We start from the raw sequence: 12,933 nt of genomic DNA on the forward strand, positions 1-12,933 counted from the left end.
CTCTACCATTAGACAAAGTAAATAGAGAATCGTCCTTCTTTGTCTACTTCAATGGTACTCAACATCACATTTCGAACAATTTTCTGCTGGATCTGCTTGGTCATTTCCTTATAGGAACGCAGGGATTCTTTATAGTACTCCGATACGCTACCTTTTTGTGCAGTAGACCTTGTCGTGATAACACCTTTCAATTGTTGCAAGGTGTCCACTTCTTCAATCCAAGCCTCATCAATGGCTTTTAGAACTGCTAAGCGATAAAACTCCAGCATACCTTCTTCATTTTGGACCAAACTTGCCTTTTTAGCCATTTCATTCTCAAATAAAGAATAAATGAGTCTTTCTACTTGCTCATCATTTTTAGCAGAAAACCCTTCTGGCATTTTCTTCAATGAGTAGGTATAGTTGTCTAAAATATAGCGACGAACCTGGCTCGAAGAGCGTTCAGGGCTCTCTTTTAAATAATCTTTGATTACTTCCTTGACAATCGCTTTTACTTTTTCAGCCATGTTTTCTTGCTCCATCATCAATCGATCTCGAAGAGCATAAACCTTATTTCGCTGAATACGCATGCTTTCATCATATTCAATTGTAAAGCGCCGAGAACTCACCGCACCATCCTCACTCTTGGTTTGAGCATGTGTCAGTGCACGTTTAAAGCGACCTGACTTTAATGGTTGACCATAGTTATTCCGATTTTCATGGTTATGTTTCTTAAAATATTTTTTCACCCAATCGGGGCCATTGCTAACAAGCAATTCATCTTCCAAGGACACAAAAAATTGTGACAAACCTGGCTCACCCTGACGTCCTGCTCGACCGCGTAACTGCCAGTCCATACGGCTATTCGGCATCCGCTCTGTACCGATAACGGCTAAGCCTCCCAGTTCTGCAACACCTTCACCAAGCTTAATATCCGTTCCACGACCAGCCATAATCGTGGCACAAGTCACGGTTCCATATTGGCCTGCTTCCTGAATGATAAGCGCCTCTTTGGCCACATTATTGGCCGTTAGAGTGCTATGAGGGATCCCTTCTTGTAGCAACATTTTCGAGTAAATTTGAGTGATTTCTACCGTCCCAGAGATCAACAATACTGGCTGACCTTTCGCATGCAACTCTTTTACCATCTCGATGGTGGCGTACAGTTTCTCAGGCAAGGTGGTATAGATTTTATCTGGATAGTCAATGCGCTGAATTGGTCTATTTGTGGGTATTGAAACGACTGGTACATGGTAGGTTTCAATCAATTCATTTTCTGCTTGATGCCCTGTACCTGTCATACCAGCAATTTTCGGAAACATATTGAAGAGACTCTGATAGGTTACGGAACCCATCGCTCGACTTTCCTTTGTCTTTTTAACATTCTCCTTGGTTTCAATTGCTTGGTGAATACCTGATTGAAGTCGAGTCCCTTCTAGAACACGCCCAGTCCTATTGTCCAGCAATTTTACTTCATCATCCTGAACGACATAGTCAAAATTCTTTCGATAAAGATAATGAGCACGCAGCGCCAAATTGATATGGCGATTTAATTCCCAAGATTCTGAAGAATAAAGTTCTTTGACATCAAAATAAGATTCTGCATAATCGTTCCCCTTTTCAGTCAGATAAACTTCTTTCTTATCTGGGTCAAAATAGAATTCTTCCTCTTCTTTCAAGGTCAAAATAAATTGGTTACAAATATCAAATAAGTTAGACTGAACTCGTGGCGAACCAGAAATAATCAATGGTGTTTGTGCACTATCAAGAAGAACGGCATCCGCCTCATCAACGATAACATAATTGAAATCGCGTAAAATCTTACCTTCTGGAGAAGAGGCTAAGTTGTGTGATAAGTAGTCAAATCCTAATATCGAGCTAGTTGTATAGGTAATATCAGCTGCATAGATTTCTGCCCGCTCCTTCTTATCTTGTTCATCCTCTTCTTTGGCACCTAGTCCAACTGTTAGGCCTAAAAATTGATAAACCTTGCCCATTTCCTCTCCATCTCGAGTCGCCAGGTAATCATTTGTCGTTACCAAAATGGCTCCCTTGCCTGTCAAGGCATTGAGATAAAGTGGCATAGTAGCTGTCAGCGTCTTTCCTTCACCGGTACGCATCTCTGCTATACAACCTTGATGGAGGGCGATTCCTCCCATCACTTGTACTTCATATGGAAGTTGGCCAAGAATCCGATAACTGGCTTCTCGAACAGTGGCAAAAGCCTCGACTAAAATATCATCGAGCGTTTCACCCTCTTCCAAGCGCTCTTTAAATCGCTGAGTTTGGCCAGCTAGCTCCTCATCAGTCAATTGATGATAACTTGCTTCCAATTGAAGAATTTTCTTTGCTATCCTTTTGATTCTGAATAACCGTACTTGGTTCAAAAAGGATGAGTTCGTTTTTATTTTCATTCGGCTCCTTCCTCTTTAAGCCCTCGAATCAGATGTTTTACAAATGCAATATCACTAGGGTAACGTTCCTTTGCATAAAAACCTCTGGGTTCGTCAGATAAGTGAATGGTTTGTGGTTTATCGAGACTATAAAGCGATAATTTATTAAATTCAACCGTGTGGCAACCTGCACTATAGAGTGTGAGGGTGTAGGTGAAAGAATCTGCAGGACAAGTAAATTCCTCTTCTCCATTTTTTAAAATAGTCAACCCAACTTCAACCCCTCGTCGGTTCAAAAATCGAATTTGAATATAGGCACGACCTGCTGGTTCAACTTGAAAGTGCTGCTTTAAGCGATAGGAGTGACCAGGTCTTAACAAGGGCAAGACTGGAGAACGTCGATTCCCTTGATAGTTGGTTCGGGATTCCCACTTCTTAATTGGCTTTCCTGATGCAAATCGTAGGTTACTAAATCGAACGCCCTTGTCCAAGTGCTGGATGACTGACCCATACAAGTAATCACCGCCATTAGCAGTGTCTCCCCAGTAGATATTTTGTACAAAATACTCCGACATTAGAGCTCCCTTCCAAAATCATGTTTGAGAAACTGATGGTACTGTGCAATAAACCACCGGTTAATGGCACGACTGTTATCATTGTGTCGCCCCTCATAGCCCTTGGCAAAAATATGTGTCTCGCTATCGGCTAAATGTTCAACCAACCGTTCCAAGGCATGACCGTCATAGTCATCCTGCTCCATGTAGGCAATGGCAAACTGCGTTTTTTCAAAGGAAACTGGCGCAAATTTATCCCAGAAATGCTGATTGAATCGTTCAATCGCCGCCTGGTCTGACCCACCGACTACATTTCGAATCATATCGCCACTGGTCTCAAACTCATCTGGACGTCTTAATTTTAAATTCGCCACTGTATCTCCCAGGTTGGTAAATGGCTTACCAACAACAACAGCATGAGGCTTAAAGTGAGCAGCGTAGTAAAGGCCTCCAAAAGCCCCCATAGATAAACCGGACAATATCAATTGATCACTTGTAAAGCCAAGATAATCCAAGGCATCTTGAATGGCGCGTTTAACATTATTTTCTAATTCATCCGTTCCTGAATAAAAACAGCCACCTTCAAGACGTGGGTCTGCAATCAAGACAAAGGGAGCTCCCATTGATTTCATCATGAAAAATCCCTCGAAACCTTCTGCCCCACGAAAACCAGAAAAGTAAACATTCAATGGTGGCTTCAAATCGCCTGGATTGAAATAAGAAAAAATTTCCTGTCTCTTGCTGTCAGAATATCCTTTTCCACCAAGAACAAACTTCCCTAATCCTTCTCTAGAATAGCGCCAGTGCGTTACTCCAAATTTCAATCGTCCACTTCCTTTTACCGCAAAGGAAACGGAGTAATAACCTACTGCTTCATCGCTTTGCAAAATATAGGGTTCCTGCATCTGCGCTTCATCAATATGAATAATGTTATGAATATCCCCAAGTGAGCCCTTCCGTAATGCAATAATTTCCATTCTGATGGAGGTATCACCAGATTCTTTTATATATTCCGGCCACAATTCCAATGACATGGAGAAGGACGGAAGATTGAAACGAAAAGTAAATAGGGTTTCATAATCCTGACCAAATTGTCCATCGAAAATGACTCCCACATTCCCATCATACTGAACTGTGCCGGTAAAGTTTGGATTGACATCTATTTCAGGAATCTTTAGCTTTGCACCATATTGTCCACTAAATAGGTTTCGGTATAGGTACTCGATTGTCTCTTGTTTCGTTCCTTGAAAAGGAAGATTGCGCAAGACCTTTTGCCGGCAAATACCAGTGTCCGATTGATTGTCCACTGATACATCCTTCTGTTTAAACAGGCTGTAAGCTTCAATCGTTGAAGAGAGGGGGGCAAGTAATTCCTCACTTACCGAGCCGGCCAAAACAATTGCGTTAAAGCGTAATCGAATTTTTGGAGGTTCTTTTTCTTCCTCTGATTGATCAACTTGTAGTTTAGCCAATTCCGCAGCAACTTGTTCATCAAGAAAGTCTTGAATCTTATCTTCTGCCACCCAAAACCATTCTAAGCTTTCAGGCAAATCGATACCGACTGACCAGTCCTCTTCACCAATTTGTACTATCTTCATGTTTTATCTTCCAGTAATTCTTTCCATTTAGCAATAATATTTCCGCTAGTGTAGTCGCCCATTTTTTGAACAGTATAGACTAGGGAACGATTCCAATTGCTCAGTCCTTCAAAGTAATATTCCACAGCCCTTGATAATTCCTCTACATTCCGAATAATCCAACCATTCTCCATATGGGAAACATACTCTGTCGGAACATGGTTGATCTGAGGAATCCCTGCACTAATGCTAGCAATCTGTGTATAAAGATGTGGATGAGGGCTTAAATCAATCACCAAGCGAGTTAAATCTAGTTCTTCGATGATCTGGTTCTCATTATTCAGAGCTGAAAACTTGATCGCGGAAAGTTCCAGAGACTCATCTTCCTCTAACTGATTTTCACCTCCGTTTGATTCAACGGAGACAAAACGCTCTAGTGAATAGTCTTTTCGAATTTTCTCTAACAATTGTTCTGACATGTGTTTGATAGGACGATTTCGCTCATAGGTCATCACATGCAGTTCAATGGCTGGATTTGCTTCCATCAAATCCAAAAGACGCGCCATCGCCTGATCATATACATCAGGTGTAATCCCATCAATAAGGAAATAAATGATCAATTCTTTGATTGTCTGACTTTGTCCTAAACGAAGACGGGTATCAAAAGGTGTGACCCTCGTCATATTTCGGACAACCAAGGAATGCTTAGCAACTTCCTGCTGAAGAGCCAGTTCAAGGGCTTCGGAGTCAATAACAATCAAGTCTGACTCTGCCATGACACGTGACAGGGATGGTGTATCGGATATATCAAAACGATTCCCAAAGAAGGAAAAAATCTTTTTATAGGCTTTAAAATGATCCAAAATTAATCCGTTATGACGGACATCTGAAGCAACGACCAAGGTATCCTGCTCTGTCAAAACCTCTGTTTTCAATACGTGCAGTCGTTCAGCAAACAACTCTTCCCAATCCTGATAAGTAGCTTTTAGAAATCTTTTATCAGAATTTGGATTCACTTCTATTTTGTGTTCTCTGTCCGTCAAATATTCACGAACCTGCCAGACACCAAACTCATTCAAATAGTCCTGAAAGTCAGCAACTCCATCTTTAAAATAGAGAATGCTAGACAAAAATCCCCTATCATCAAAGTGATATCTTTTGATTTCTTTTCCTTCTTCTAAAAAGTGAATCTGGAGCAAGTTTCCATTTTCAGCAAAATGGACATCAGCTATACTTTTTTCTCCTTGCATTGCCACCACTTTAAAAGGAGTATAGACAAAGCTAACACCTAGAGGCCATCCCAATTTTTTAAAGTCAATCACCCTGGTTTCTTCTCTACGAATATTTTGAATATCATCAAAGAAAGACCAGTAGCGACTGCTTAGTAAGTCCTGCTTGTGTAAAAAATACCGCAATTGGGGTTGGTAACTTAATAAGAGAATGGCAGACTCTTCTTTTAGATTTTGAAACATCTTCAGTTGATTGACAGCATCATCAAAACTCATGTTCTCAAAAACACGAAACCAGAGTGGCGTTTCAACAGCCCACTTCTGATCTCCACTGTACCAAGAAGGAATAAAATAATACATGTTTTCTCCTTTAAATCAAATCGTTGTACTGTTTCCAAGTCTCCATTACATTGATCTGCTCCACAATACCAATCATAAGGGTGGTCATAATATAAATATTATTAATCAACAAGGCAAAGCTCATCTGACCAGATTGGCTCCATACAATCAACATCGGCAATCCCCCCATAATAGATGTATAAATTGCACCGATAATGGTCAAACGCCACAAATATTTATTGATATACTTCTTCGTCGCAAGACCTGGACGCACACCTTCGATGAAATCACCCCCCTTTTGCATGCCCTCCGCAATCTCACCTGGATCTAAATTAAAATAGGCAAATCCGATAGCAAGAATAAATAGGAGGAAAATATAGAAGAGAATTCCTGGTAATTGAGAAATACTAAAGTTAGCTGAGAGGTATTGTAGCCATTGATTATTAGGGAAGAACCCTAAGAGGATGGCTATCAGAATCGGAGGCAGGGTCATCAGCGTCATAGCGTACATGAAGGGCATTCCGCCTGCCGGTGTCATTCTCAAGGGAATATAGGTCCTTTCGGCAAAGGAACTCACAATTGTTATCCGGCGAATCGGGATACGATACTCAGCCCGATAAACAACCAATGTTATCCAGATTAATAAACTGGAACCGAGTACGATTGCCAAAGCAATGAGGCTCCATTCTAAAGCGGTAAAACTATTTAAACTGATGAGTGCTGCGATGTTCAACAGGAAGTTCAAGGTCATATTTGAAATGATGATAACCGATGGTCCGCCGACTCCTTTTTGAGCATTGAGATTAGCCAACCAAGTCAAGACATAGCTACCAGCGATCATAATGACCATGGATGAAATACGCAACATTGTCTGGCTCGCAGATCCGAACGCCGCAATATCATAATAATCACTGACACTACTAAAACCATAGGACTGAATCAAGGCGACAATAAACATCAGACTCATTTGGTACAAGTGTGTTTGACGTTTGGTCGCGGCTTTTACAATCTCAAATAGGCTTAAAAAACGCCAGAGAATCATACTTGTCATCCATGGACTTAAGCCCAAAGAAAACAGATTCTGCATGGAAAAATTTCCACCAGATACCATAGCAAGGGTATCAAGAGAGTTGGTCAGGTCGAATCCTGTAGTGCTTATATTGTCATATAACGGTACAGTTCCAATTGGAATATATTTCCCTACCATATATATAAAGACAATACCGATAGACCAAAGTACTCGCTTTAAAATGAGCGACCCTTGGATCTTTTTCTGTAACTGTTTTAACATCTTTCTCCTCTTTCTATCATATCTAAGGATGTTGTTCTCACATATGATAGAGCGAAAACAGTTTGTTTTCGCTACCTCAGTAGTTTACAATCCCTACCTTATTTTTTCCTAAATAGCCTAAGATGGCTTGTTCCACTTCTCTAAAATTGCAATTTTTTGCAAACATTTTTGATATTCTTGCATGTGTCCAGATGCTAAGTAACTGTCCTTATGGAGATTCAATCGCCAACGGTAGGCCCTTAATTCTTCAGAAACATCAAAACCGATTAAACTAAGAATGGTGACACGTTCCTCAATACTTTTCAAGGGAAAAACATAAGTTGTTTCCACCGTTTTTGTAACGCTGGTTTCACGTTTTCGATGATAGTAGAGAGCTGTATTTGTAAATACGATACGGTCAGCCATCAGATATAGCTTCCAGGTTGTGTAATCATCTTCCACTTTTTCATCTTCTGGATAGCTGATATTTTCAAATAGGGCGGCCTTGTACAACTTACACCACGGTACAGTGAAACATTGACTGAAAGCGAATCGTCCATTGTATTCCCTAGCAAACCATTCTTGTGGAGTAAACACTTCTTGAAAATAATCTTTCTCCGTCACATGGAAGGCAAAGCTACCGCGTTCTTCCATAAACTGAGTAAAGTTGACAATGGCTATGTCAGAATCCGTTTCTTTCAAGGCACGATAGAGAACCTCTATATGGTTCGACTCCAACCAATCATCATTATCTACAAAAAGAACATAATCTCCTGTAATCAGTGGAAGGGCTGAATTACGTGCAGCACCAACGCCTCCACCACCTAGTTTTTTATTGATCAGACGGACGCGACTATCCATTTGCCGGTAGGCTTCACAAACCTCCGCACTACCATCCGTCGAGCCATCATTGACAAGAATCAACTCAATATTGCTATAGGTTTGGGAGAGAATACTATCGATACATTGTTTTAAGTAGGGGCCTGCATTATAAACAGGTACAATGACTGAAACTTTTTCCATCTAGCCCTCCCTCTTCTGGTAGGTTTCATATAAATCAATTTTTGCGCAAATAGTACGATAAAGATCGATCTGTCCTGCATAGAGGGCATCTCCACGACACTTTTTCAAGCGTGCTACATAAGATGTAATTTGAGCAGCCGGATTATAACCAAGGGCCACCATCAAAGAAATTCGCTCTTCTGCATTAGAAACCATCGTTGCTATATCATCATGCATGGCAGTTCTAGATAAACCATCAGCCCGTTGGGAATAATAGTAAGGTCCCTCGTTTGTAAAATGAATCTGATTAGCCTTCAGGTAGAGCTTGTAAATGGTTGCATCATCTTCACGAAGTCGACCAACAGGATAACGAATATCACCAAAAAGTTCCCGTTTAAACAACTTCAAAGGTGAAAAAGTAAAGGCGAGGTGCATATTGTTTTTCATATTACCCTCTAAATCCATCCACTCCTGTACAGAATAAACTTTCTGGAAGTAGGATTCCTTGGTGTGATAGAAAAGAAAACTCTGTCTCTCCTCATTGAATGAAGAAAAATTAGTTGCTGCAATGTCTGAACCTGTCGAAACTGCCGCTTGATACAAATGCTCCAAGTAAAAATCTTCTACAAAATCATCCGAATCGATAAAGGTAATATAGGCTCCCCTAGCCTCATCAATTGCACGGTTTCGAGCAGCTGACACCCCCCTATTTTCCTGATGAATAACTCGAACGCGCTGGTCTTTTTTGGCATAATCTTCTAAAACAAAAGCTGAACCATCCGACGAACCGTCATTGACCAATAACAATTCAAAATTGGTGTGGGTTTGCTTCAACAGCGAGTCCAAACAACGAGTTAGATAGGGTTTGACATTATAGACTGGGACAATCACACTGATCAGGTCCTGATTCATTTCCTTCTCCTCTTCGACTATTGGCGACTTGACTGGAACCTCAACCCATTCCAATACCTGACTGAGGTAGTCCGCATCAACTTCCTCGGCAATATTTTCATCATAATTGAATTCAGCTGTGTGCTTATGCTCCAATTTAACCTTCGTTTCAGCCTTCATTTTGAACCATTCATACTCTGAATCAATATGGCCTAGATCAATTGCCTGATAGCCTTGCATGGTCAAATCATATGAGAGCAATTTAGCTGTTGGACCCAACATCAAGATAATCAATTTGTCCTCGGCATGTCGGAGGATAGCTGAAATAATCTGATCGTAAGATGAAAAGGCGTTTCTGGACGGACAAATAATCCTTGAAACGGACTTAGCTCCATCAAACAAATCATTTCCCATACCAGAGCGAGAGGTTTCACCCTCGACAATCAATATGTCTCGATTTTCCCAGAGCCCTTTTATAGCTTCAAAATATTGATCTGACTGGCTCTTATCTACTAAATCGATATAAGGACGCGATAAGAAGGTTGAACCATACCAATCTGATTGACACTCTTCCTCATAAAACTGATGGTATTTTTCAAAATGTTTCTTCCAAAAATAGCGAGCATTACTATTATAACGCTCTAGATTTTGGAAAACATCCGGTAAGCATACCAACAACTGCTCATTACTTGGTTTTTGTAAAATTGCTTTCAAGGCCTGAGCCAAGTCCTTATCATAGGCTTGATAAGGAATACTGTGTCCAAGAATCAAATCAATCTCACCATCGCCAAAACGAGCAACGGAAGCCTTATTTTCCTGAATATAGGTCAGACTTTCTAAAATGGGTAGTACCCGAATTTCTTCTAATTTTCTCATAAACTTTCATCACACTTAGCTTTAAAAACAGCTTCAGTTAATAACCTTCTTGTAAAAAATCCCTGACGAACAAGGGAGCTAAAGGAACGAACCCTAGCTACCATAGCCTGATAGTCTTCCGCTGACATGGAATTGATTCGATCCACTGCTTCATCCAAACTATCAACAATCATCCCCAGGCCGTTATGTTCAACGATTTCTTGGTTAGCAAGTCCACGCTGGATGATGACTGGAATCCCTGCCGCCACAAAGGCTCCCAGTTTATAAGGACAGTACAAAGTCTGGTATTCCTTATCGTGATCATCCATCCATACTAAACCAAATCCACCCGCTGACATCTCTAGCAATAGCTGCTCATCTGGCCGATAAGAGAAATGTTTCACTTGATCTGGTAATTCGACTTCTTGACGAGCATACAAATTTAGCTGGACATCGTAGTTCCACGATTTGACAAAACTAAAACGATCAGGCGAACCAGGAAAGTGAATTTCTTTTTTGAAACTTGCTGGCAACTGTGGAACACTGGTCGGATGGTCCCACATTCCCTGTACAATCGTTTTAGAGACTGTTAATCCGTGTCGTTTCAGATTGTCAATCATTTGTTGACTCGGCGCCACAATCACATCCGCCTGGTTGTAGTAGGCAATTGTACGGTCCATCAAGTAGTAGTTTCCTGCAAACATTAATGGAACAACATCGTGAATGAAAATGACAATTTTAATCTGGTAGGCACGCAACTTGGCCATTAGTTTTTCATCAAATGCCGTCGTATTCCAGGTCGGAGTCTGAAAAATAACCACATCTCCATGTCGCAAGCCGGCAACGACTCCGTCCAGACGTTTGCTGAGTTCCTCTGGTGTGTCTGCATCCATTCGGTAGGCATGAATAGCCAACTCACGATAACCAAGCGTCGTCGCAATGTCAGTCACCATATTTTGACAAATTTGCGCCGTACTTGATGCAGCATGACCATTTAAGTTTGTTATATATATTCGCATTTATTTTTTACCATATTTTTCTATCATTTGCCTACGGAATTCCAATTTTTTATAAGCTACCATATCCCCCTGACGCAATTTGCTATCACGATTAATCTGTGAGCGCCATTTATAGGCTGCAATTTCCTTAGTCAAATCAAAACCAAGCAAGCCCAAAACCTCAATACGTTCTGCTACTGGCTCTGTTGAAAAAATAGTTGCTTGGTCTGCCGTTTGTGTCATGGACCCTTCATTGACTCGATAAATCAAACTGGAACGATGCATATAGGCAATCTTATCTGCAACTAGGTAGGTTTTCCAAGTTGTACGATCATCTTCTCCATACCCATCTGTTGGATAGAGAATATTGTCAAACAAGGACTTTTTATACATTTTAGACCATGGAACCGTAAAACAAAGGCTGATATTATGTCCCACACCATATTGATAATTAAACCACTCCTCAGGCGTATATACAGCCTCATAATAATCTTCTGGCCAAATATGTAGATTGTAGTGACCTGTATCTTCGTAGTATTGGGTAAAGTTTGAAATGGCTACATCACTACCTGTACGCTGCATCAAATCATATAAATCACTCACATGGTTGGGGTCAATCCAGTCGTCTGCATCTATAAATACAATGTATTCCCCTGTCGCTACATCAAGGGATGTATTCCGTGCAGCACCAAGGCCTTCATTCTGTCGCTTATGAATCACTCTCACACGCGGGTCTTGAAGTTTTAATTGCTCACAAAGAAGAGCTGAACCATCTTTGGAACCATCGTTAATCAGTAATATTTCTAAGTTTTCATAGTCTTGAGACATAATAGACTCCACACATTGTCTCAGATGTTTTTCACCATTATAAACTGGTACTATGACACTGATTTTTTCCATGCTTCCTCCCAAAAATAAACTATTTTCCATTATATTATATCATAGCATTCCCACCAAATATTTGCAAGAACCATTAAAAAAGGAGGGGAGCCCCTCCTATCTATAAATTCCCCAATGGTGATGCGCAGTCCACAAACCTGTCACCATTGACTGTACCAATTCTGGATCAAGCAATAATTCCGAAACCTCTCTGCCATTTAAAAAGCCTTCTTCATTTTTAAAGCCTGTAAATGCCTGACAGCGCTCCTCTAATTGCTTGCGAATCTCTAGATGTTTCTGTGGGTTCGATAAGGGATGATTGACATCATAGGCACCCGATAAAAAGTCCTCTACGGTCATGTGATGAGCCAATTCACGCAAACCAGCAAAACGCCCTTCTTCAAAACCTTTTTTCTGAATATTCAATACTGGTGTCCCAAGTGCCAAACACGGTAAGGTCCCATGCAAACGAGTTGTGACAACAAAGCGAGCTGATTGATAAAGATAAAGGTAATACTGAGCCACTTTCATACGACGAGATGGTGTCATATACTGATGATTAACATCCGCACTCATCCGAATGACGGGATAGACAGATTCCTTAGCCAATTTATCAAAAACAGCATTGGGCAAATCAATCGCCAAGACAAAATCCTGCTTTTTTACATTCTTTTCTGGTTGAATGGTTAATGTCAAGCAACCAGACCAGTACGAGTCCACACCGATCGATTCAAGGAAGTCTTTGGTGGCTCCACTCCTCGCACCAACTGGACCATATTTTTTGAAAAATGCTCTATTTTCTTCTGTAGAAAATTGCTCTTGCACCGGTTCATCGATAAACATCGATATCAATATGAACAGCTCCCTGTCAAGTGGACAATGAAATAATAAAAGATTAGGCGGCGGCCTTGTTCCTCATTTCAAGAGGGGCAAGGCCGTTGTTGCGCTCTTGAAAACGTTGGTGATT

10 protein-coding genes are annotated in these 12,933 nt (G+C 40.8%); all 10 read right to left on the reverse strand.

The features are described from left to right. Positions 1-8: 8 nt before the first annotated feature. Positions 9-2,393: an accessory Sec system translocase SecA2 gene (gene secA2, locus C1E99_RS05405; protein WP_105206849.1), complete on the reverse strand. Its 2,385-nt coding sequence runs from the start codon at positions 2,391-2,393 to the stop codon at positions 9-11. Further along, positions 2,390-2,947 (reverse strand): accessory Sec system protein Asp3, encoded by a 558-nt coding sequence (gene asp3, locus C1E99_RS05410; protein WP_105206850.1) that lies wholly within the window; start codon positions 2,945-2,947, stop codon positions 2,390-2,392. The genes secA2 and asp3 overlap by 4 nt, the downstream gene beginning before the upstream one ends. After that, the gene (gene asp2, locus C1E99_RS05415) at positions 2,947-4,524 is read right to left on the reverse strand and encodes an accessory Sec system protein Asp2 (protein ID WP_105206851.1); all 1,578 of its coding nucleotides are present in this window, start codon (positions 4,522-4,524) and stop codon (positions 2,947-2,949) included. The genes asp3 and asp2 overlap by 1 nt, the downstream gene beginning before the upstream one ends. Further along, positions 4,521-6,092: an accessory Sec system protein Asp1 gene (gene asp1, locus C1E99_RS05420; protein ID WP_105206852.1), complete on the reverse strand. Its 1,572-nt coding sequence runs from the start codon at positions 6,090-6,092 to the stop codon at positions 4,521-4,523. The genes asp2 and asp1 overlap by 4 nt, the downstream gene beginning before the upstream one ends. 10 nt (positions 6,093-6,102) lie before the next feature. Next, complete coding sequence (secY2, locus tag C1E99_RS05425) at positions 6,103-7,362, reverse strand: accessory Sec system protein translocase subunit SecY2 (RefSeq protein ID WP_105206853.1); 1,260 nt, start codon at positions 7,360-7,362, stop codon at positions 6,103-6,105. A 117-nt stretch (positions 7,363-7,479) separates the two neighbouring features. Then, positions 7,480-8,364, reverse strand: coding sequence for a glycosyltransferase family 2 protein (locus tag C1E99_RS05430; RefSeq protein ID WP_105206854.1), 885 nt, complete (start codon positions 8,362-8,364; stop codon positions 7,480-7,482). Next, entirely contained in the window at positions 8,365-10,110 is a 1,746-nt protein-coding gene (locus tag C1E99_RS05435) for an SP_1767 family glycosyltransferase (RefSeq protein WP_105206855.1), read from the reverse strand. Continuing rightward, positions 10,107-11,108 (reverse strand): sugar transferase, encoded by a 1,002-nt coding sequence (locus tag C1E99_RS05440; RefSeq protein ID WP_193441792.1) that lies wholly within the window; start codon positions 11,106-11,108, stop codon positions 10,107-10,109. The genes C1E99_RS05435 and C1E99_RS05440 overlap by 4 nt, the downstream gene beginning before the upstream one ends. Next, a complete protein-coding gene (locus tag C1E99_RS05445) occupies positions 11,109-11,987 on the reverse strand; it encodes a glycosyltransferase family 2 protein (protein WP_105206856.1) in 879 nt (292 codons plus the stop codon). A gap of 96 nt (positions 11,988-12,083) precedes the next feature. Then, positions 12,084-12,809: a polysaccharide pyruvyl transferase family protein gene (locus tag C1E99_RS05450; RefSeq protein ID WP_105206857.1), complete on the reverse strand. Its 726-nt coding sequence runs from the start codon at positions 12,807-12,809 to the stop codon at positions 12,084-12,086. Positions 12,810-12,933 lie beyond the last annotated feature (124 nt).

The organism is Streptococcus suis, from assembly GCF_002964045.1.
GTDB classification, from domain to species: domain Bacteria; phylum Bacillota; class Bacilli; order Lactobacillales; family Streptococcaceae; genus Streptococcus; species Streptococcus suis_U.

Bases quoted from the DNA above. Each gene is read 5' to 3' on its own strand.
- C1E99_RS05440 (WP_193441792.1), bottom strand. From the start codon at position 11,108: ATGCGAATATATATAACAAACTTAAATGGTCATGCTGCATCAAGTACG.
- asp2 (WP_105206851.1), bottom strand. From the start codon at position 4,524: ATGAAGATAGTACAAATTGGTGAAGAGGACTGGTCAGTCGGTATCGAT.
- secY2 (WP_105206853.1), bottom strand. From the start codon at position 7,362: ATGTTAAAACAGTTACAGAAAAAGATCCAAGGGTCGCTCATTTTAAAG.
- asp3 (WP_105206850.1), bottom strand. From the start codon at position 2,947: ATGTCGGAGTATTTTGTACAAAATATCTACTGGGGAGACACTGCTAAT.
- C1E99_RS05450 (WP_105206857.1), bottom strand. From the start codon at position 12,809: ATGTTTATCGATGAACCGGTGCAAGAGCAATTTTCTACAGAAGAAAAT.
- C1E99_RS05430 (WP_105206854.1), bottom strand. From the start codon at position 8,364: ATGGAAAAAGTTTCAGTCATTGTACCTGTTTATAATGCAGGCCCCTAC.
- secA2 (WP_105206849.1), bottom strand. From the start codon at position 2,393: ATGAAAATAAAAACGAACTCATCCTTTTTGAACCAAGTACGGTTATTC.
- asp1 (WP_105206852.1), bottom strand. From the start codon at position 6,092: ATGTATTATTTTATTCCTTCTTGGTACAGTGGAGATCAGAAGTGGGCT.
- C1E99_RS05445 (WP_105206856.1), bottom strand. From the start codon at position 11,987: ATGGAAAAAATCAGTGTCATAGTACCAGTTTATAATGGTGAAAAACAT.
- C1E99_RS05435 (WP_105206855.1), bottom strand. From the start codon at position 10,110: ATGAGAAAATTAGAAGAAATTCGGGTACTACCCATTTTAGAAAGTCTG.